Here is a 19,392-nt window from a genome sequence, read left to right as displayed (position 1 = left end):
GGCTCCGCGCCGCTGTTCGGCTTTGCCCTTCGCGCGCTTCCGAAAGGCTGACCGTCCTCGTCGAGCGGGTCGGACTCGGGTGGTGACGAGGGCGCCCTCGCCGCCACGTCGGGTTCGACCCGCTCGGCTCGGTGGTCAGGACTTCGCGTCGCGCGCCGCCTGCACCTCCCGACGCACCTCCTCACTGAGCTCTTCCATCCGCCGGATCTCCGTGGCCAGGGTCGGGTCCTGGTCGCGGACCGCTTCTTGCGCGGCCAGCAGCGGGGGGAGCAGCTCGGCGGTGTCGTCGTAGGTGATGAGGGCGTGTCGCACCACCATGTCGAACTGCCCGGCCTGACTGGCCAGACCGCGCAGTTCGATCGAGTTGCTGCGCGCCCACTTGGCCACCGCGCGTTCGCCCGCGCGGCGGTCCCGCTCGGCTCGGACCCGGCCCTCGGCCGTCGAGTCAGGTCCGGCCTCCCGCAGGCGCAGGTAGCGGCGCTCAGCTGCTTGGCGACTGGCCAGACCCAGCGCCAGGGCCAGTTCCGCCCAGCTGATGCCCGCGTCCCGCGCCGCGGCGATGAGCTCCGGCTCCCACTGGGCCAGCTCCTCGCGCAGTTCACGCAGGCTGATCAGGGCGTTCAACACCTTCGTGGCGTCGCCGTCCTCGATCCCGCTGATGACCGCGTCGCGGATTGACTCGTAGTTCCCGGTTCCCATGTCGTCATCGTAATGACGACGGCAACGGGTTGTCAACGGGATGACGACGCCGTATCGTTGGTGCCACGACGCGGCGTCACCGCCGCTGGTTCGAGAGCTGGGAGAGGGGAGGGTGCGGTTGGGAGCAGTGGCCGTTCGGCCGGTTCGCCCTCGGTGGCGAACGGGTCGCCGTGCTCCTGGGAGGTCCGGTCGGGGGGCCTTCCCGGCGGAGCGGCGCGCTGAGCGCGGACGCGGGTGGGCCAGGCCGGTCGGGTCGGCAGGGCTCCGCGCGCACCGGGCTCGGCGTGCGGGCGAACCCGGTGCGGTCGGCGGGCGCGATTGGCGAACCCGGTGAGGGTGGTGCTGAGCCATGCGGTGAGCTGGCCGGTTGCGCAGTGAACTGGCCAGTGCGGTGAGCTGGATCGTGCGGGAGTTGAGCGGGGGACTGCGGGCTAGGTGGACTTGCCCTTGGTCACGTCGGTCAGCGCCTGGTCCAGGATCTCCAGGCCCAGGGCCAGCTCGTCCTCGGTCGCGGTGAGCGGCGGGGCGATCCGGAAGACGCCGCCCATGCCGGGGAGCTGCACGATGTTCATGTGCAGGCCCAGTTCCAGGCAGCGGCGGGTGACCGCGGCGCCCAGCTCGTCCGAGCCCTGCTTGGTGCTCCGATCGGCCACCAGTTCCAGGCCGACGAGGAGGCCTCGGCCTCGGATGTCGCCGACCACCTCGTGCTCGCTCGCGAGGCGGTCGAGGCCGGTGCGGAGCTGGTCGCCGAGCTTGGTCGCGCGGGCGGCCAGGTCGTCACGCTCGAGCACGTCCAGCACGGTGTTGCCCACGGCGGCGACCAGCGGGTCGGAGACGTGGGTGGTGAAGAACAGGTATCCGCGTTCGTGGGCGCGCTCCTCGATCTCGGCGCTGGTGATCACCGCGGCCAGCGGTAGGCCCGCGCCCAGGGTCTTGGAGAGCGTCAGGATGTCGGGGACGATCCCGTCGCGCTCGAACGCGTACCAGGTGCCCGTGCGGCACAGGCCGGTCTGGGCCTCGTCCAGGATCAGGAGCATGTCGCGCTCGCGGCACTTCTCCTGGAGGGCGGCGAAGTAGCCGGGTGGGGGTTCCAGGACGCCGCCCGACGACAGGATCGGTTCGACCAGGCAGGCCGCGAGGCTGCCGGTGGACTGGGCGTCGATCAGGTCGAAGCCGAAGTCCAGCTGGCGGCGCCAGTCCAGGGTTCCGTCCGGGGTGGTGAAGTCCGGGCGGTAGGTGTTCGGGGAGGGGAGGGCGAAGTTGCCGGGAGCCGTGGGGCCGTAGCCCTTGCGGCCCGCGCTGTAGGTGGCGCCTGCGGCGCCCTGGGTCATGCCGTGCCACGAGCGGGCGAACGAGACGATCTCGTGCTTGCCCGTGGCGAGCTTGGCCAGGCGCAGGGCGGCCTCGTTGGACTCCGCGCCGGTGGTCAGTAGCTGGACCTTCTGCAGCGGGTCCGGGAGGGTGTTCGCGAGGCGGCGGGCGAGGTCGACCACCGGTCGGCTGAGCATCCCGCTGAACAGGTGGTCCAGCGTGCCGACCTGTCGGCGGACCGTCTCGACCACCTCGGGGTGGGAGTGGCCGAGGATGGCGCTCATCTGGCCGGATGTGAAGTCCAGGATGCGGCGGCCGTCCTCGGTGCGCAGGAAGCTGCCCTCGGCGCTGCTGATGATCTCCGGGGTGAACGTGCCGCCGTAGCGGACCAGGTGGCGGTCCACGTCCGACCAGAAGGCGGGGTCCGACGAGTCGCTGTGCGCAGTGGCCATGACCTGAAGCTACGACCGGGCGAGCATCGGGTCCATCTCATGATTTCGACTGTCCTGTTCGGTGTGGCCGAACAAGAATGGAGGTGTGCTGAACCCGTGGCGGCTGCGGCTGCTGAGCCAGCTGGAGACCCTGGGCACCGTGCGCGCGGTCGCTGAGGCTGCTTCGCTGAGCGCGTCGACCGTGTCCCAGCAGCTGTCGGTGCTGGAGGCCGAGACGCGCACCCGGTTGCTGGAGCGGACCGGGCGGCGGGTGCGGTTGACGTCGGCCGGGCAGCTGCTGGCGCGGCGGGCGCGGGAGATCCTCGATCACATGGACACCGTGGAGGCCGAGCTGCTCGGGCTCGGTGGGGAGCCCGCCGGGCTCGTGCGGGTGGGCACGTTCCAGAGCGGGATCCACACCCTCGCGGTGCCCGCTGTGCTCCAGTTGGCGCGCTCGCACCCGCACCTCCAGGTCGAGCTGCTGGAGCTGGAACCGCACGAGAGCCTGCGCGCTCTGCGGGTGGGGGACGCTGATCTGGTCATCACGACGGCGGACTTCGTGGAGGTCCCGCTGGGGCCTGATCTGGACGTGGTGCCGCTGGCGGTCGATCCGGTGGTGCTGGTCCTGCCGCAGCACCGGGGCGCGCGGGGGCCGGTGGATCTCGCGGCGTTCGCGGATGAGCCGTGGGCGCTGGACGTGCCGGGGTCCTACATGGCGAACCTGACGACGCGGTTGTGCCGTCAGGCCGGGTTCGAGCCTCGGGTGGTGTGCCGGTTCAGCAACTACCTGATGACGCTCCAGCACGTCGAGGCGGGGTTGTCGGTGGCGTTGCTGCCCGCGCTGGCGGTGGACGAGCGGTACCGGCTGGTTCGGCGTGAGCTGGTGCCGGAGGTGACGCGCACGATCACCGCGGTGGTGCGCAGGGGCGCTCGGCGGCCGACCGGGGTCGAGCTGGTGCTGGAGACCCTGCGCCGGTTGCCCACGCCGCCGGGGATCTCCCGGCCGTAGCGGCGTGGGTGGCGGGCGGGGTGGGCGTGGGTCAGCTGGTGGCTGCTACCGCGGTGGTGGCCGCTACCGCTGCTGCGGCTACCGCGCCTGCGGTTGCGGTGGCCACCGCGAGGGTCACGGCTGAGGCTGCCCAGTTGCCCGCTTCGATGTGCTTGGCGCGCTGGGCGACCTTCGACGACCAGGGCAGGGGTGGGCGCAGGGCGGGGAGGGTGCCGCTCGCGGAGAGCAGGGCGATCAGGGCTCCCGTCCGGGGGTCTGCGGGCTGGTCGTCCTCCAGGGTGGCGCGGATCTTGGCGCGCAGGTCCGCCTCGTGCGCCGGGGCGTTGCTGGGCAGGCGCGTGGTGCGGAACAGGCCGAGGACCCGCTTGTTCTCGGTGCGGATCAGGTCGCGCTCGATCAGGCGGTTGATCACCGGCTTGTAGAGGCCCGCGCCGATCTCCAGCAGGACCGACTGGGCGCGCCTGGTCCGTTGGGCGATCTGCTCGTGCGCGGTGCGCAGGAGGGGGTCTTCCAGGTCCTGGGGGCCGGTGGCGATGACCTTGGGGCCGCCGAGGCCCTCGGTGCCCTCGATGATCTCGACCCGGTCGCGCAGCGCCAGTTCGACCAGCAGCGCGCCGCCGAGGGAGTAGTGCATGGTGCCTGCTCCGGCCATGGTGCCGGTTTCGTCGTCCAGCAGCAGGAGCATCAGGTCTTCGACGATCAGCGGGGTGGGTTCCACGACGTGCCTTTCCACGGGTGTGCGCGGGGTTGTGGAGACCATGGAAAACCATGCCCCTGCGGCACACTCAAGTGGTTGGCGCGATGTGGTGGTCGATCTGGTGAGCGCGCTCGGTGCGCATGGGTACGTGTGGGTGGGTATGGGTGCGCGTGGGCGGGGGTGTGGTGGTGAGTGGGTGGCGGTTCGCGGTCAGCACGTTGGGGGCACCTGGGGTTCCGGTTCGGGAGAGCGCGCGGGTGGCGGCTGAGCACGGGTGTCACGGGCTGGAGGTTCGGGTTCACCCGGATGAGGAAGTTCGGGTGGGGATCACGGCTGCGCAGGCTGCTCGGGTGCGGGAGGAGGTTGCGGGGGCCGGGGTGGAGATCGCTTGTCTTGCCGGGTACGTGCGGGTTTGCGCGCCCGGTGGGGCGGTGGTTGACGAGTTGCGGGCGTTGGTGGAGTTGGCCGGGGTGCTCGGGGCGCCTGCGGTTCGGGTTTTTCCCGGTGGGGGTGATGGGGAGGGCGTGGCGGACGAGGTTGCGGTTGAGCGGATCGGGGCGGTGCTGCCCGAGTTGAGGGACGCCGGGGTTCGGTTGTTGGTGGAGACGCACGATTCGCACGCCACCGGGGAGGCGGCGGTGCGGTTGGTCGAACCACTGGGGGAACCGGGGGTCGCGGCGGTGTTGTGGGACGCGGTGCACCCCTGGCGGAGTGGGGAGTCGCCGGAGCGGACCCGTGCCGTGCTGGGGGAGTACCTGGGGTACTTCCAGGTCAAGGACGTTGAGGCTGGTGGGTCCACACCGGTTCCGCCTGGGGCGGGGGTGGTTCCGCTCGGGGAGTGCGGGCGGGTGCTGGGGGACTGGTCCGGGTGGGTTTCGCTGGAGTGGGAGCGGGCCTGGTATCCGGGGATCGAGCCGTTGCGGGTGCCGTTGCGGGCCGCTGCGGAGTGGTTCGAGGTGTGGCGGCCTCGGTGACAGGCGTGGCCGGGTGGAGCGGGAAGACCGCCGGGCGGTGAGGAGGAAGCGCCTGACGGGAGGGGAAAGCAGCCTGACGGGAGGGGAGGCGGCCGGGCGGTGGGGGAGGCAGTTGGATGGTGGGGGAGGCTGCCGGGCGGTGGGGGAAGCAGTTGGATGGTGGGGGAGGCGGCCGGGCTGTGAGGAGAAGACGGCTGGGGGAGTGGGGGAGAGGGGGTGAAGGGGTTAGAGGGGGAGGGTTTGGGCGATGTGTTCGCCCAGGCGTTCCAGCAGGGGGGCGGCTTCGGTGTGGCAGCGGGAGATGTCGGGTTCCAGGTCGGTCAGGGTGAAGGCTGTGGTGAAGCCTGCTCTGGTCAGTTCGGTGGGGGTCAGGGTGCAGCTTCCGGCTACCGCGATCACTGGTGCGCCTGCTGCTCGTGCTGCTGCTGCCACGCCTGCGGGGGCTTTGCCGTGCAGGGTCTGGTGGTCCACCCGGCCTTCGCCTGCGATCACCAGGTGGGCGCCTTGCAGCGCTGCGGGCAGGTTGGTCAGGTCCAGGACCAGGGTGATGCCTGAGCGCATCCGCGCTCCGCACGCCAGGAGCGCGAAACCTGTTCCGCCTGCCGCGCCTGCTCCCGGCAGGTCGCGTGCGGAGCGGGTTGTGGCCTGCTCCAGGAGGTCCGCCCAGCGGGTCAGGGAGGTGTTGAGCTCGGTCACGAGAGCGGGATCTGCGCCTTTTTGGGGGCCGTAGACCGCTGCTGCGCCTTGTGGGCCCAGTAGGGGGTTGTCCACGTCGCAGGCTACTTCGACGTCCGCGTCGTGCAGGGCGGGGTGCAGGGTGGAGAGGTCGAGGGAGTGGACCTCGTGCAGGGGGGAGGTGGCGCCGTTCAGGGGGGCGCCGTTGCGGTCCAGGAGGCGTGCGCCCAGGGCGATCAGCATTCCCGCGCCGCCATCGGTGGTGGCGCTGCCGCCCAGGCCCACGACGATCCTGCGGTGGCCCGCGGTCAGGGCTGCGGCGATCAGGTGGCCGGCGCCCAGGGTTGTTGCTGCTCGGGCGCGGGGTGGGGTCATCGGCACGTCGGCTATTCCGGCTAGGCCCGAGGACTCGGCCAACTCCACCGCGGCGGTGCCTGAGCGGGTGGCGTAGCGGGCGGTCAGGGGGCGGTCCAGTGCGTCTGCCGACGGTGTGGGGACCTCGGTGAAACCTGCGCCCAGGAGTGCGTCCAGGGTGCCTTCGCCGCCGTCCGCCACCGGGTGCTCGATCACGTGCGCGCCCGTGCGGCGCAGGCCCCGCGCCAGTGCTGCCGTGGCCTCGCGGGCGGTCAGCGAGCCCTTGAAGGAGTCCAGTGCCACGACCACGTGGTTGCGCTGCGGGTCCACCTCGCCAATGGGAAGTGCTCCCGCAGGGGTTGTCAAGGGGACCGCAGGGGCTGGTGGGTGAGGGTTGACGGGGCGCGGGGTGGGGGCGCTAGGGTCGGAAAGCGCTTTCCGGCACGAGGCGCGTTCGGCGCGCCACCGAGGAGAGGTGGTGGGCGCGTGAGCGGCTTCGCACTGCGGCACGACATCGGGTCGGCGGTCGGGTTCCTCGCCGGGGGCGTTGAGCTGGCCCGGTACGAGTACGCGCCCGGCACGCCGCAGCGGGAGTCGCCCAAGCCGTTCCTGCACCCCGTGCGCACCCGCTCCGGGCGGCTGGTGAGCCTGTTCCGGCCGCACGACCACGTGTGGCACAAGGGGATCGCCTGGTCCCTGCCGCACGTCGGCGAGCACAACTTCTGGGGCGGCCCGTCCTACCTGCGCGACCGGGGGTACGCGCAGCTCGCCAACAACGGCGCGCAGGTCCACCGGCGGGTCACCGGGCTCGGGGCGCACGGGGGCGGTGTCCGGTTCGCGCACGAGTTGGACTGGGTGGCGCAGGACGGGCGGGCCGTGCTCACCGAGTCGCGGGTGCTCGCCGCCGTCCCGCTGGGCGACTCGGCCTGGGGGCTCACCTTCGACACCGCCATGACCAACACCTCCGGCGCGGCGCTGGTGTTCGGCTCGCCCACCACCAACGGGCGGGACAACGCCGGGTACGGCGGGTTGTTCTGGCGCGGGCCGCGCTCGTTCACCGGGGGCGTCGTGATCACGCCGGACGGGGTGGGCGGGGACGAGCTGCGCGGGTGGCGCGGCGAGTGGATGGCGTTCTGCGGCAGGCACGACGGGGACGACGCCGAGTCGCTGGTGCTCGCCGTCGACCACGTGGGCAACCCGCACCACCCGCCGCGCTGGTTCACCCGGTCGGAGAACTTCGCCTGCCTGAACCCGGCTCCGTTCTTCAGCGAGGAGCTCGTGGTGGGGGACGGGGAGAGCGCGCGGTTCCGGTACGGGGTGGGGATCGCGGACGGTGGCGCCGATGGCGCGGTGGCGCTCGCGGGGGCGGTACGCGGGGTGCTCGGGTGAGCTTCCCCGGCGGAACTTCGCTGTCCTACCTGGACGTCTACTCCGACGCGGCCCCGGACGGCCTGGTCGGGGGAAGTCCGCACGTGCACCTGGTGCCCAGCGAGTGCTACACCGTGGTCGCGGGTGCGGGTGAGCTGCACACCGCCGGGCCCGGCGGGGCCGAGGTGACGCCGTTGCGGGCCGGGGTCGTGGTCTGGTTCGAGCCGGGGGTGGTGCACCGGGCGGTCAACCTCGGTGGGCTGCGGGTCGTCGTGGTCATGAGCGACGCCGGGCTGCCGGAGGCCGGGGACGCGGTCATGACGTTCCCGCCGCACGTGCTCGCCGACCCGGAGCGGTACCGGGCCGCGGTCGTGCTGCCGCAGCACGGGCGTGCCGAAGCCGCTGCCCGGCGTCGGGACCTGGCGGTCGCGGGGTTCCTGCCCATCCGGGACGCGGTGCGCGACGGTGATCCGGGGCCGTTGCGGGCCTTCCACGCCGCTGCCGCCGCGCTGGTCGAGGACCGCGCCGCCGGGTGGGTGGACGTCGTGCGCGACGGGCCGCTCCGGCAGGCCGAGCGGTCGCTGGGCCGGGCGCGTGATCTGGCCGCCGGAACCGCCTCGCACCTGGAGCGCGCGACCGTGCGGCGCGCGAGCGGACCGCGGGAGCCCCGGTTCGGCATGTGCGGCCTGCTGCGCCCGATCGACACCCGGCCCGAACCCCGTGAGGAGCAGCCGTGACCCGAACCTGCGCCATCGTCGGCACCGGGGCCATCGCCGACGTGCACGCCCGGTCCCTCGCCCAGCTGGGGGACCGCGTCCGGCTGGTCGGCGTGGTCGACCTGCTGCCCGAGCGGGCCGCCGGGTTCGCCGCGCGCTGGGGCGTTCCCGCGCACCCGGACCTGGCCGCGCTGCTCGACGCGCACCGACCCGACCTCGTCCACCTGTGCACCCCGCCCGGCAGCCACCTGCCGCTCGCGCTGGAGGTGCTGCGGGCGGGCGCGATCCCGGTGGTGGAGAAGCCGCCGGTGCTGTCGCTGGCCGAGTTCGACGAGCTGCGCCGCGCCGAGGCCGAGACCGGGCGGCCGGTGGTGACGGTGTTCCAGCACCGGTTCGGCTCCGGCGCGGTCCGGTTGCGCGAGCTGGTCGCGCGGGGCGCGCTCGGCAGGCCGCTGCTGGCCGCCGCGCACACCCTGTGGTTCCGCGACGACGACTACTTCGCCGTGCCGTGGCGCGGGAAGTGGGAGGTGGAGGGCGGTGGGCCGACGATGGGGCACGGCATCCACCAGTTCGACCTGCTGCTGTCGGTGCTGGGGCGGTGGAGCGAGGTCACCGCCGTCGCCGCGCGGCAGGCCAGGCCCACCGACACCGAGGACGTGTCGGCGGCGATCGTGCGGTTCGAGTCCGGTGCGGTCGCGACGGTCGTGAACTCGGTGGTGTCGCCCCGGCAGACCAGCCAGCTGCGGTTCGACTTCGAGCTGGCCACCGTGGAGCTGGAGCACCTGTACGGGTACTCGGACGCGAACTGGCGGCTGACGGCCGCGCCCGGTGCGCCCGACCTCGCGGAGGTGTGGGCCCAGGGGCCCGCTGACACGCCGAGCGGGCACACCGCGCAGTTCGCCGCGCTGCTGGACGCCCTGGACGGCGGTGGGCACCCGCCGGTGGACAGCGAGGACACCCGGTCGACGGTGGAGCTGATCGCCGCGATCTACGCGTCCGCGTTCACCGGGTCGGTGGTGCGGCGGGGGGAGATCGGGGAGGGGCACCCGTTCCACGCGGACATGACCGGCGGGCGGGCGCCCTGGCCGCGCCGGGAGCGGTGAGGCTGGGCGCGGGGAGAGCGGTGCGGACGGGCCCGCGAGGCGAGGAGGGCGGGCAGGTGGAGCGGTGAGGCGGGGGGCGCGGGTCAGCGGCGGAACGTGAAGTGGGCGTGGTGGAGGACCTCGTCCCGGAACGTGCCGTAGGCCCAGAAGCCCAGGTCGTCGCGGTAGGCGATGTGGTCGTGCGCCAGCCAGAACGCGCCCTGGTAGGCGTCCCGGACGCCGTTGCGGGCCTCGGTGTAGCGGCCGTCCGGGGTCAGCTCCTGCACCACGTCCTGGGTCTTGTCGGTCCACGTGCCCAGGTGCGGGCCCGACTCGGTGTGGACCGGCGTCGTCGCGCCCGCGGGTGGTGGGAGCAGCCTGCGCCCTGCCAGGAACGCGAACTCGCCCTCCACGACCACGGCCGCCGCGCGGCGTGGCCACCAGATCACCGACTCCAGCTCGGCTCCGCCCCGCACCAGCGCGAACGTGGCGGGGTTGCCCCTGGTGAGGGGGTGCAGGCGGTGCTCGTGGCGGCCGGGCAGGTCGATGCCGTCGACCGCGGCGGGCACGATCACCAGCCCCGAGCAGTCGACCACGTGCGCGCCGGGGTGCGCGTCGACGTCGACGCCGGTGATCGTTCCGCCCTCCACGAGCAGGCCGCCGGTGAGGGAGCCGAGCGACGGGTCGAGGGTGTGCGTGGTGGCGCCGGTGAACAGCAGCGGGGTTCCGGAGCGGGCGTGGACCGGCAGGTCCGGGGTCAGGGTGGCCATGGCCCCAGTCAACGGGCGGAGCGCCGGGTCAGGGAGGGTGCGTCGCTCCCTGGTTCCCTGGGGGCGGGCGGGGGTGGGCGCTCGTGCGCGCGGGGGAACGTTCGGGGCGCAAACGACGCGATCGCGTCGGGGTTACGGCTTCACGGGGAAATATTTGAATCATTTTGCGAGAGCTGGCGCACATTAGCGGTCGGGCTTTCCGGAAACGGGGTGAATGTCCAGAGCGGTGGCGGGGGTAGGGCGTAACGCTGTTGCAGTTGACCCGAAAGGACTACGCGCGTTCGTGAAACCTGCTCGCGTTTACCTGGGACTTCCGGTCTAACTGAGCTGAATGGCCTAAGTCAAGCGGAGTTTGTGTTGCGCCAAACGGAGTAGTGCGCAGAAATGTTCACCGGAAAGGCTTGACGCTCCAATTATGAATAGCGATGCTGGCGGCGCTCCGCGAACGAGCGGTAAATCGAACACCCGAACCGTCGGGGTCGGACCGGGGTCGCGCCGTCGGACCGCACCTGTCGCCAGCACCTCCGCCACCACGAGGAACCTGATCATGGCACCACGCACACCGGCCCCTCCGCACGGGGCGCGACGGCCCTCGCCGTCGTCCGCGCTCGTCGTGCTCGCGATCGCGTTGATCAGCGGCGCGGCCGTGGTCGTCCTGGTCGTCGCGCTCACCGCGCCGCAGAGCGCGACGCTCGTGGCCTGGTTCGGCGGGAGCGCGGCGCTGCTGCTCGCCTGCACGCTCGCCGCGTTCTCCCACCAGCGCTCGGTGTCCGCAGCCAACGCCGCCCACGCCGACGCCGTGCTGGCCGAGGCGACCGACCTCGTCGACCGGCTCACCCCCGACGTGGTGCGCAGGCTCCGGGGCGGCGCCTCGGCGGAGAGCGCGCTCGCCCAGGTCGAGCAGCCGGGCAACGCCGACCACCGGCGGATGCTGCGCGTCCTCGCCGAGGAGGTCGGCCGCGGCGAGCGGATGCGCGCGGCCACCACGGCCGCCTGCGCCAACGCGGCGGGCCGGGTGCAGGCGCTCACCACCTCCATGCTCGCCGACCTGCGCGAGATGGAGGAGCGGCACGGCGAGGACGTGCTCGGCGACCTGCTCAAGCTCGACCACAGCACCGCGCAGGCCGGGCGGCTCGCGGACAGCATCGCGGTCCTCACCGGCGCCCGCTCCGGCCGCCGCTGGACCAAGCCGATCGTCATGGAGAGCGTGCTGCGCGGCGCCATCGGCCGGGTCAGCGCCTACCAGCGGGTGCGCACCCACTCGGTCAGCTCCGTCGCCGTCGTCGGGTACGCCGCCGAGGGCGTCATGCACGCGCTCGCCGAGCTGATCGACAACGCCACCAGCTTCTCGCCGCCCTCCGAGCAGGTGCACGTGTACGTGGAGGAGGTGCACGCGGGCGTCGTCGTCACCATCGAGGACGGCGGTCTGGTCATGGGCGACCTGGCGCTGCGCCGCGCCGAGCAGGCGGTGTCCGCGCAGGCGCTCGACCTGACCGCGCTGTCCGGCACCCGGCTCGGGCTGGCCGTCGTCGGCGCGCTGGCCCGCAAGCACGGGCTGCGCGTGTCGTTCCGGCCGTCCTCGCGCGGCGGGACCGGCGTCGTGGTCATGATCCCCCGGACGCTGATCACCGAGGCCCGCAAGACCCCGGCCGCGTCCCGGCGGCGCGTGGAGCGCGAGCCCGCGACGGCCGCCGTGCCCGCCGTGCCCGCCGCCCTGCCCGCCGTGTCGGAGCGCTCGTCGGACGGGCCGCCGGAGCCGCCCGCCCCGCGCCGCCGCAGGCCCGCGCCCGAGTCGGCCGACCGGTTCGACCCGACCGCCTGGGAGTCCCGCGGGTTCGAGACGCCCCAGCAGTTCGAGGCGTCCTGGCGACCGGCGGAGCCGACCGGGGACGAGCGGTCCGACGACGACCGTTACGGCTCGCGCTCGGGCGACGTCCGCCCGGCCGAGCTGACCAGCCTGATCGGCTCCGGCGGGCAGTTCGAGCCGGCGCAGCTGCTCGACACCGGCGAGCGGTCCACCCCGCACGCGTTCGACCAGCGCGACCCGGATCTGCGCGGCCTCGACCTGCGCAACCCGGACCTGCACGACGCGGCCGTGCCCACCTGGGAGGACGACGCCGACCCGGTCGCCGAGGAGGACGCCGTGCCCGAGGAGCCGACCGCCCCGCCCGTCCTGCCCCGGCGCAAGCGCGGCAGCACGCTCGCCACCGCCTCCGACCGCCCGGCCCGCCCCGCCGTGAAGCCCGCCAAGGCCGCGAGGCCGGACCTCGGCTCCCGGTTCGGCGCCTTCCGGGACGCCAGCCGGGGCAAGCGCCCCGCCGACGACCCGCTCTGGCCGTCCTGACCCCCTGTCCAGGACGACCCCCGCGCGAGCGACAAGCACGCACCACCCCGCACTGAGAGGAGACAGGAGCGCGGACCCGAGGCGGCACGCCCGGTCCGGGGCTCCCGAGGCCATGATGAACACCACCGAACGCGACCTCGTCTGGCTGCTGGAGAACCTGCTGCAGCGCACCCCCGGCGCGCGCCACGCGCTCGTGCTCTCCAAGGACGGGCTCAAGCTCTCCCGCTCCGCCCGGCTCACCGTCGACCAGGCCGACCAGCTCGCCGCCATCGCCTCCGGGATGCAGAGCCTGGCCTACGGCGCGTCGATCGAGTTCGGCGACGGGACGGGCGGCGTGCGCACGTCGATGACCGAGTTCCACGGCGGTCTGCTGTTCATCGTCGAGGCCGGTCAGGGCGCGCACCTGGCCGTCGTCGCCGGTGAGGACGCCGACGCAGGCCAGGTCGGCCACAACATGAGCGAGCTGGTCGAGCAGCTCGGCGAGCACATGAGCACACCGCCGCGCCAGGCCCCGCGCCCCGCCGGCCCGGCATGACGCGCCGCGCCCTCGACGGGGAGAACCCGGACCGGCTCTACACGGTCACCGGCGGGCGCAGCCGTGCCGACGCGACCGACCTGGACATCGTCACGCTCATCGTCACCGAGAGCGCGTCGGCGGGCGGGATGCAGTCGGAGCACGTCCGGATCCTGCGGCTGTGCAGGCGGCCCACGGCCGTCGTGGAGATCTCCGCGCACCTGCGCCTCCCGGTGAGCATCGTGCGAATCCTGCTGCAGGACCTCCTCGACGTGGGCGCGGTCACCGCCCGCCACCCCGCCGTCGCCGCGCCCGAGGAGCAGCGGGCCGCGTCCCTGCCCCACCAGTCCCGCCGCCACCCCGTCCTGCCCGATCCCGAACTGCTGAAGCAGGTGCTCGTTGGACTCCACAACCTCTGAGGCCCCCGCCCCGCGGGCGCCGCTGCGCAGCACCGCCCACACCGGTCTGAAGATCGTGGTCGTGGGCGGGTTCGGCGTCGGCAAGACGACGATGGTGCGCTCGGTCAGCGAGATCCGGCCGCTGAGCACCGAGGAGACCATGACGCAGGCCGGGGTCGGCGTGGACGACGCCACCGGCGTGCGCGACAAGTCCACGACGACGGTGGCCTTCGACTTCGGCCGGATCAGCCTCAACGACGAGCTGGTGCTGTACGTGTTCGGCGCGCCCGGCCAGGAGCGGTTCTGGTTCCTGTGGGACCAGCTGTTCGCGGGCGCGCTCGGCGCGGTCGTGCTGGTGGACACCCGCAGGCTCGCCGACTCCTGGTACGCCATCGACCGGCTGGAGCACCACGGCACGCCGTTCGTGGTGGCGCGCAACGACTTCGGCGGCCACCAGCACTCGCTGGAGGAGATCCGGGACGCGCTGGACCTCGCGCCGGACGTGCCGCTGCTGGACTGCGACGCCCGCGACCGGGACTCCAGCAAGCAGGTCCTGATCTCCCTCGTCCAGCACCTCTACGCCCTCACGACCTCGGGGGAGCCCGCGTGACCGACCCGGTGGAGCGCAGAGCGCGGCGTGGCAGGTTCGCGCCGCAGCAGCAGCAGTCGCTGGCGCCGCAGCCCCAGCACGTCCAGCAGCACGGCCCGCCGCCACCGGGGTGCCCGGCGCACGCCAGGTCGGCCATCGCGCTGGAGGGCGTGCGGTTCCGCGAGCACCCCGCCGAGGTGTACCGCGAGCTGCGCGCCCTGCACGGCCCGGTCGCCGAGGTGCGGTTGGAGGGCGACGTCCCGGCGTGGCTGGTCATGGGCTACCGGGAGCTGCACCACGTGCTGGTCAACGACCAGCTGTTCGCCAGGGACTCGCGGCGCTGGAACCAGTGGGACCGCATCCCGCCGGACTGGCCGCTGCTGCCGTTCATCGGCCACCAGAAGTCGATCATGTTCGCGGAGGGGGAGGAGCACCGCAGGCTGTCCGCCGTGTTCAGCGACGTCATCGGCGCGGTGGACCAGTTCGAGCTGAACGCGCAGGTCGAGCAGATCGCGGACCGGCTGATCGACGCGTTCGCGGTGACCGGCCAGGCGGACCTGAAGACCCAGTTCGCCGACCGCATCCCGGCGCTGGTCATCGCGCGGCTGTTCGGCATGTCCGACGAGGAGGCCGCCGGGTTCACCGCCGACCTCATGGAGTCGATCACCGGCGGTCCCGGCGCGCTCGCGGCGTTCGACCGGACCGAGGACCGGCTGCGCGAGATCGCCCGCGACCGCGCCGCCGCGCCCGGCCACGACGTCGTGTCGTGGATGGCCGCGCACCACGCCGACCTCACCGAGGACGAGCTGGTCGCGAACCTGGTGGTGCTCATCGCCGCCTCGCACGTGCCGACGTCGACGTGGATCAGCAACACCCTGCGGCTGCTGCTGACCGACTCGCGGTTCGCCGTCACCCTGTCCGGCGGCAGGCGCAGCGTCCCGCAGGCGCTCAACGAGGTGCTGTGGGACGAGACGCCGATGCAGAACTTCGCGGGCCGCTGGGCCACCCGCGCCACGCTGCTGGGCGGTCAGCGCATCGAGGCCGGGGACATGATCATCCTCGGGCTGGCGGCGGCGAACGCCGACCCGCAGGTGCGCCCCGGCTTCGGCGACGGGGGACTGGGCAACCAGGCGCAGATGTCGTTCTCGCACGGGGAGCACCGCTGCCCGTACCCGGCGCCGCAGGTCGCGGAGATCATCGTGCGCGCGGCGGTCGAGGTGCTGCTGGACCGGCTGCCCGACGCGGTGCTGACCGTCGAGCGGGACGAGCTGCGCTGGCAGCAGTCCGTGTGGGTGCGCGCCCTGGTGTCGCTGCCGGTGGAGTTCACGCCCTCGCACGTGACGGGGTGAGGCTTCGCGCGGGCGCCCGGCACGGGGGCGGGGCGCCCGCGCGGGGGACGCGGTTCCGTGCGACCGGCCGGGACCGCGGGACCGCCCGGTTCGGGGACCGGGGGCGCGGGCGGGACGCGCGGTGGGGGGCGTGGAGCGCCCAGGGGCCGCCGCGCGACCGCCCGCGCCGAGGGGGCGGGGGGCCGCGCGAGGCTCCCCGCCCGCTTGCTCCCCCCTGGGTGCGCGGGTCGGCAGGGGGTTCCGCCCTTCTGCGGGCTGGGGTCAAGTAGGGGGTTGGTCATATTGACGGCAGCCGTTCGGATTGCTAAGGGCGGCTGTTCCGGTGAACTCCGGGGTGGCCCGGCCGTTCGGGTGGTGGATTTTCCCCCGTTCCCCGGTTCCCCGTCCCGGGGACTTTCGGGTGATCGGCTTCGGCATTTCCGGGAACGTCGGTGCGGTGAGCCGAAGCGCGCCCGGAAAAATTCTGGGCCGGCCGCCGCCTTCAGCGGATGATGGCCTCAAGGGCGCGGGTGGAGAGGGACGCCGAGGAGCGTCCGCCCCGTGCGCGGGACCCCTCGACGACGCGGGCGCCCGCCTCGGCCGGTCCGCCCGCGACGCGCGACGCCGAGCCCGACCACACCCCGAGCCGGGAGGCCACCATGCCCGCGACCACGAACAGCGAACTGGACCGAGCGCTCGTCGAGCTGCGCCGCTGCATCAGCACCTTGCGGTCCCACCACGGCGACAACGTCACGATCCGCAGGCTGGCCAACGGAGTGGAGCGGCTGGAGATCGACGCGGCCGAGCTGCCCGCGCGGGGCCGCCCGGTCGCGGGCGAGGTCGTCTACGTGCCGGACACCCCCTACGACCCCGCGCTGTGGCGCGACGTGGACGACGAGGGCATCGGCGGGCACCGGCGCGGCGACCGCTGATCGCCCGGCCGCCGTTCCCGCGCCCGTCGCCGGGAATTCGCCTCGGCGTTCCGAGCGGTTCCGGTGGGCGTTCCCGGTGACCTTCGGAGAAGGTTTCGGCCAGAAGGCGGCGGACCGCGTGCCGGCATTCCGACAATAGTGAGATCGGGGGCGCGCCGCGATTGCCGTCGCGCCCCCGAGCCCGTTCCCGGCCCTGCGGGTTCCCGATCGCCCGCCGGACCCGCTTGCTCCGTTCGGCCTAGCTCGAACTGCGCTGCGCGGGTAGAGCTGGAGGGGACAGTGGATCTTGCCGTCGCGCGGTGGGGACCGGGTCGGGTCACCCGACCGGCCCTGTCGCGCGACGCGCGCGGTCCAGCAGCCTGGGCGCCGGGAGGGGGACCATGGCGGGCAACAAGCGGAAGCGGGCGCGTGGCGGCAAGGGGAAGAAGAAGGGCACGGCGCGGAACTGGCTGCTGGCGGCCATCGCGGTCGTCGTGCTCCTCGTCGTGCGGTTCGTGCAGGAGAACCCCGTGCTGTCGGCGTGGATCGGGGCGCTGCTGCTCGCGCTCCTGATCACCGCGGGCGTCGTGGCGCTGAAGGTGCGGCGGGCCAGGAAGCGGGAGCAGGCCGAGCGGGACCGGCTCATCGAGTTCACCGACGGCATGGGCGGCGTCGAGTTCGAGCAGTGGACCGCGCGGCTGCTGGAGCGGTCCGGGTTCCTGGACGTGGAGGTCGTCGGCGGGGCCGGTGACGCGGGCGCGGACGTGCTCGCGCAGGCCCCGGACGGCGGGCGGCTCGTGGTGCAGTGCAAGCGGTACGGGCCCAGCAACAAGGTCGGGTCCGAAGCGGTGCAGCGCTTCGCGGGCACCGCGCGGGCCTACCACGGGGCCGACTACGCCGTGCTGGTCACCACGTCCGCGTTCACCGCGCCCGCCCGCGACGTCGCCGGGCGCGTCGGCATCGTGCTGGTGGACCGGGTCGCGCTGGCCGAGTGGGCGCGCACCGCGATCGCCCCCGACGAGCTGACGGCCGTGCCCAGCGAGGAGCCGCTGGCGGGCTGAGGCGCGGGCGCCTGTCGAGACGACCGCGCACGGGTGCGGTGCCGTCCGCGCCCCGGTGCGCCACGATCGGGTCATGCGGATCGCGGTCATCGGGGCGAGCGGGCTCATCGGGCAGCACATCGGCGCGGAACTGGTGGCGCGCGGCCACCGGGTCACCTCGGTCGCCAGGACCCCGCGCGAGGGGGTCGACCACGCGCTCGACGTCGAGACCACCGGCGTCGACCGCTGGACCGAGCTGCTGGACGGCCACGACGGGTACGCGTTCGCGGCGGGCAGCGACGACCGCGCCACCCCGCGCAGACCCGCCTACCCGCACTTCCGGCGCGGCAACGTCGAACCGGTCGCGGCGCTGTCCGAGGCCGCGGCGCGGGTGGGCGCGAGCGGGGCCGTGGTCCTCGGCTCGTACTACACCCACTTCCACCGCGCGCACCCCGAGTGGGAGCTGGCGGGCAGGCACCCCTACATCCGCAGCCGCGTCGAGCAGGCCCGCGCGGCCAGGCGCACCGGCCTGCCGGTGACCGTGCTGGAGCTGCCGTTCGTGTTCGGCCGGGCCGGTGCGCGGCTGCCGAACTGGGCGCCCGCGCTGGCCTCCTGGGCCCGCTCCCGCGTGCCGCTGGTCGCCCCGCCCGGCGGGACGGCCGCCACGACCGCGCGGCGCGTCGCCGAGGAGGCCGCGACGGCGCTGGAGGAGCGGGCCGACCGGGACACCCCGGTGGTCGACGAGAACCTCACCTGGGCGGAGCTGCTCGCCAGGACGGCCGAGGCGGTCGGGGCGCCCGCCCGGACCCGCGGGCTGCCCGCGGCGGTGGTGCGGGGCGCGCTGGTCGCGGGCGGCGCGCTGGCGGCGGTCTCGGGGCGGGAACCCGGCCTGCACCTGCCGGGGCTGGCGGACCTGCTGCTGCGCGAGCTGTTCGTCCACCCGGCCACCGGGTCGGTGCAGCGGGCGCTGGAGGAGACCTTCGCCCGGTGACGCGGGCCGTGGCGGGAGCGCGGAGGCATGGGCGCGCCGGGCGCGGGTAGTCCTGCGCCCATGCTGAAGCGATCGATGTGGCAGGGGCTGGTCGCCGGTACCGCCGGGGCCGCCGTGATGCTGGTGACCGAGAAGCTGGAGCAGCGGCTCACCGGACGACCCGACTCGCACGTCCCCGGACTCGCGCTGCTGCGGCTGACCGGCGGTCCCGACCGGGAGCGGGCGGGCGCGGCCAACCTGGTGATGCACTTCGGGCAGGGCGCGCTGACCGGCGTGGTCCGGGCGCTGATGGCCAACGCCGGGCTGCGCGGACCGGTGCCCTCCGCGATGTTCGCGGTGGTCCGGCTCAGCAGCGACCAGGTCATCGAGAACGCCACGGGCGTCGGCGCGCCCCCGCAGACCTGGCCGCGCCGCGAGCTGGCCGTCGACCTCGCGCACAAGGCGGTCTACGCCTTCACCACGGGCGTCGTCGCCGACGCGCTGGCCGCCCGGCGCGGCCCCGGACCCGGTCAGGTGAGCGCCGCCCGGCACCCTGGTCGCCGTTCGGACGTGCCGCCGCTGCCCCGCGAGGCCGCCGCGACCCGGTGAGCGCGAACGGGGGGTTTGCCCCGGTCCACCGGGGTTATCCGCCCGGCATGGGAACCGCGACGACGCGCGGCGCGGGCACTTCCGCGTTGCGCACCTACCTCAACGACCACCTGGCCGGGCTCGTCGGCGCCGCAGAGCTGGGCAAGCGGGCCGCCTCCGCCAACCCCGAGCTGACCGCGCTGGCGCAGGACCTGGAGCGGGACCGGGACGCCCTGGTGCGGATCATGACCAGGCTCCGCGTGCCGGTGCGCCGGTACAAGGTCGCCGGGGCGTGGCTGGGCGAGAAGCTCGGCCGCGCCAAGCCCAACGGCCGCCTGCTCTCCCGCTCCCCGCTCAGCGACGTGGTCGAGCTCGACGGCCTGCGCGTCTCCCTGTCCCAGAAGTCGGCGCTGTGGCGGTCGCTGCGCGCGCTGGAGGGCAGGCTCGGCGTGGACGAGGCCGAGCTGGAGGAGCTGCTGCGCCGCGCCGGGGAGCAGGTCCTCGACGTCGAGCGCAGGCGGTTGGAGGCGGTCGCCCGCGTGCTGTGACCGCCTGTCCACCGGACAGGAACCGTGACCGCGCCCGTCGCCTGCCGCTATGAACGCGGGTAGGCGACGGCGCCGC

General features: G+C 73.8%; 20 protein-coding genes. 15 read left to right on the top strand and 5 right to left on the bottom strand.

The window, feature by feature from the left end:
* Positions 1-135 precede the first annotated feature (135 nt).
* Positions 136-699: a hypothetical protein gene (locus CNX65_RS23970; protein ID WP_096495787.1), complete on the bottom strand. Its 564-nt coding sequence runs from the start codon at positions 697-699 to the stop codon at positions 136-138.
* A gap of 431 nt (positions 700-1,130) precedes the next feature.
* On the bottom strand, positions 1,131-2,462 hold the full coding sequence (locus tag CNX65_RS23965; protein WP_096495786.1) for an aspartate aminotransferase family protein: 1,332 nt from the start codon (positions 2,460-2,462) through the stop codon (positions 1,131-1,133).
* 85 nt (positions 2,463-2,547) lie between these two features.
* Between CNX65_RS23965 and CNX65_RS23960 the strand changes: the two genes are divergently transcribed.
* A complete protein-coding gene (locus tag CNX65_RS23960; RefSeq protein WP_096495785.1) occupies positions 2,548-3,450 on the top strand; it encodes a LysR family transcriptional regulator in 903 nt (300 codons plus the stop codon).
* A gap of 31 nt (positions 3,451-3,481) precedes the next feature.
* Here CNX65_RS23960 and CNX65_RS23955 read toward each other — a convergent pair whose 3' ends face one another.
* On the bottom strand, positions 3,482-4,168 hold the full coding sequence (locus tag CNX65_RS23955) for a GOLPH3/VPS74 family protein (protein ID WP_232519979.1): 687 nt from the start codon (positions 4,166-4,168) through the stop codon (positions 3,482-3,484).
* A gap of 119 nt (positions 4,169-4,287) precedes the next feature.
* Between CNX65_RS23955 and CNX65_RS23950 the strand changes: the two genes are divergently transcribed.
* Positions 4,288-5,121 carry a sugar phosphate isomerase/epimerase family protein gene (locus CNX65_RS23950; protein ID WP_177154369.1) on the top strand — a complete coding sequence of 278 codons (834 nt, stop codon included), beginning with the start codon at positions 4,288-4,290 and terminating at the stop codon, positions 5,119-5,121.
* A 225-nt stretch (positions 5,122-5,346) separates the two neighbouring features.
* Here CNX65_RS23950 and CNX65_RS23945 read toward each other — a convergent pair whose 3' ends face one another.
* Complete coding sequence (locus CNX65_RS23945) at positions 5,347-6,480, bottom strand: glycerate kinase (RefSeq protein WP_096495782.1); 1,134 nt, start codon at positions 6,478-6,480, stop codon at positions 5,347-5,349.
* A 156-nt stretch (positions 6,481-6,636) separates the two neighbouring features.
* On the opposite strand from CNX65_RS23945, the gene CNX65_RS23940 reads away from it, so the two are divergent.
* The 3 genes from CNX65_RS23940 to CNX65_RS23930 are packed head-to-tail and all read left to right on the top strand — an operon-like array spanning position 6,637 to position 9,337.
* The gene (locus tag CNX65_RS23940) at positions 6,637-7,539 is read left to right on the top strand and encodes a DUF6807 domain-containing protein (protein WP_096495781.1); all 903 of its coding nucleotides are present in this window, start codon (positions 6,637-6,639) and stop codon (positions 7,537-7,539) included.
* Positions 7,536-8,255 carry a cupin domain-containing protein gene (locus CNX65_RS23935; protein WP_096495780.1) on the top strand — a complete coding sequence of 240 codons (720 nt, stop codon included), beginning with the start codon at positions 7,536-7,538 and terminating at the stop codon, positions 8,253-8,255. Before CNX65_RS23940 ends, CNX65_RS23935 begins: the two co-directional genes overlap by 4 nt.
* Entirely contained in the window at positions 8,252-9,337 is a 1,086-nt protein-coding gene (locus CNX65_RS23930) for a Gfo/Idh/MocA family protein (RefSeq protein WP_096495779.1), read from the top strand. Before CNX65_RS23935 ends, CNX65_RS23930 begins: the two co-directional genes overlap by 4 nt.
* An 83-nt stretch (positions 9,338-9,420) precedes the next feature.
* Here CNX65_RS23930 and CNX65_RS23925 read toward each other — a convergent pair whose 3' ends face one another.
* The gene (locus tag CNX65_RS23925; RefSeq protein WP_096495778.1) at positions 9,421-10,086 is read right to left on the bottom strand and encodes an Atu4866 domain-containing protein; all 666 of its coding nucleotides are present in this window, start codon (positions 10,084-10,086) and stop codon (positions 9,421-9,423) included.
* Positions 10,087-10,633: 547 nt separating this feature from the next.
* On the opposite strand from CNX65_RS23925, the gene CNX65_RS38395 reads away from it, so the two are divergent.
* The 10 genes from CNX65_RS38395 (at position 10,634) to CNX65_RS23875 (ending at position 19,316) form a co-directional block, all read left to right on the top strand.
* Complete coding sequence (locus CNX65_RS38395; protein ID WP_096495777.1) at positions 10,634-12,430, top strand: sensor histidine kinase; 1,797 nt, start codon at positions 10,634-10,636, stop codon at positions 12,428-12,430.
* Positions 12,431-12,545: 115 nt separating this feature from the next.
* Complete coding sequence (locus CNX65_RS23915) at positions 12,546-12,965, top strand: roadblock/LC7 domain-containing protein (protein WP_015803529.1); 420 nt, start codon at positions 12,546-12,548, stop codon at positions 12,963-12,965.
* Entirely contained in the window at positions 12,962-13,363 is a 402-nt protein-coding gene (locus CNX65_RS23910) for a DUF742 domain-containing protein (protein WP_096495776.1), read from the top strand. Before CNX65_RS23915 ends, CNX65_RS23910 begins: the two co-directional genes overlap by 4 nt.
* Entirely contained in the window at positions 13,344-13,952 is a 609-nt protein-coding gene (locus tag CNX65_RS23905) for a GTP-binding protein (protein WP_096495775.1), read from the top strand. The genes CNX65_RS23910 and CNX65_RS23905 overlap by 20 nt, the downstream gene beginning before the upstream one ends.
* Positions 13,949-15,280 (top strand): cytochrome P450, encoded by a 1,332-nt coding sequence (locus tag CNX65_RS23900; protein ID WP_177154330.1) that lies wholly within the window; start codon positions 13,949-13,951, stop codon positions 15,278-15,280. The genes CNX65_RS23905 and CNX65_RS23900 overlap by 4 nt, the downstream gene beginning before the upstream one ends.
* Before the next feature lie 509 nt (positions 15,281-15,789).
* A complete protein-coding gene (locus CNX65_RS23895; RefSeq protein WP_373565500.1) occupies positions 15,790-16,191 on the top strand; it encodes a hypothetical protein in 402 nt (133 codons plus the stop codon).
* Between the two features lie 380 nt (positions 16,192-16,571).
* On the top strand, positions 16,572-17,231 hold the full coding sequence (locus tag CNX65_RS36405) for a restriction endonuclease (protein WP_198320547.1): 660 nt from the start codon (positions 16,572-16,574) through the stop codon (positions 17,229-17,231).
* A gap of 73 nt (positions 17,232-17,304) precedes the next feature.
* Positions 17,305-18,201 carry an NAD-dependent epimerase/dehydratase family protein gene (locus CNX65_RS23885; protein ID WP_096495773.1) on the top strand — a complete coding sequence of 299 codons (897 nt, stop codon included), beginning with the start codon at positions 17,305-17,307 and terminating at the stop codon, positions 18,199-18,201.
* 60 nt (positions 18,202-18,261) lie between these two features.
* Positions 18,262-18,789, top strand: a complete 528-nt coding sequence (locus tag CNX65_RS23880) for a hypothetical protein (protein ID WP_096495772.1) — start codon at positions 18,262-18,264, stop codon at positions 18,787-18,789.
* A gap of 47 nt (positions 18,790-18,836) precedes the next feature.
* Positions 18,837-19,316, top strand: coding sequence for a hypothetical protein (locus tag CNX65_RS23875; protein WP_096495771.1), 480 nt, complete (start codon positions 18,837-18,839; stop codon positions 19,314-19,316).
* Positions 19,317-19,392: the final 76 nt, after the last annotated feature.

Source organism: Actinosynnema pretiosum (assembly GCF_002354875.1).
Taxonomy (GTDB): Bacteria; Actinomycetota; Actinomycetes; order Mycobacteriales; family Pseudonocardiaceae; genus Actinosynnema; species Actinosynnema auranticum.
This window is presented reverse-complemented; position numbering and strand designations above follow the sequence as displayed.

Bases quoted from the DNA above. Each gene is read 5' to 3' on its own strand.
- CNX65_RS23965 (WP_096495786.1), bottom strand. From the start codon at position 2,462: ATGGCCACTGCGCACAGCGACTCGTCGGACCCCGCCTTCTGGTCGGAC.
- CNX65_RS23880 (WP_096495772.1), top strand. From the start codon at position 18,262: ATGCTGAAGCGATCGATGTGGCAGGGGCTGGTCGCCGGTACCGCCGGG.
- CNX65_RS23885 (WP_096495773.1), top strand. From the start codon at position 17,305: ATGCGGATCGCGGTCATCGGGGCGAGCGGGCTCATCGGGCAGCACATC.
- CNX65_RS23970 (WP_096495787.1), bottom strand. From the start codon at position 699: ATGGGAACCGGGAACTACGAGTCAATCCGCGACGCGGTCATCAGCGGG.
- CNX65_RS36405 (WP_198320547.1), top strand. From the start codon at position 16,572: ATGGCGGGCAACAAGCGGAAGCGGGCGCGTGGCGGCAAGGGGAAGAAG.
- CNX65_RS38395 (WP_096495777.1), top strand. From the start codon at position 10,634: ATGGCACCACGCACACCGGCCCCTCCGCACGGGGCGCGACGGCCCTCG.
- CNX65_RS23925 (WP_096495778.1), bottom strand. From the start codon at position 10,086: ATGGCCACCCTGACCCCGGACCTGCCGGTCCACGCCCGCTCCGGAACC.
- CNX65_RS23910 (WP_096495776.1), top strand. From the start codon at position 12,962: ATGACGCGCCGCGCCCTCGACGGGGAGAACCCGGACCGGCTCTACACG.
- CNX65_RS23875 (WP_096495771.1), top strand. From the start codon at position 18,837: ATGGGAACCGCGACGACGCGCGGCGCGGGCACTTCCGCGTTGCGCACC.
- CNX65_RS23915 (WP_015803529.1), top strand. From the start codon at position 12,546: ATGAACACCACCGAACGCGACCTCGTCTGGCTGCTGGAGAACCTGCTG.
- CNX65_RS23950 (WP_177154369.1), top strand. From the start codon at position 4,288: ATGGGTACGTGTGGGTGGGTATGGGTGCGCGTGGGCGGGGGTGTGGTG.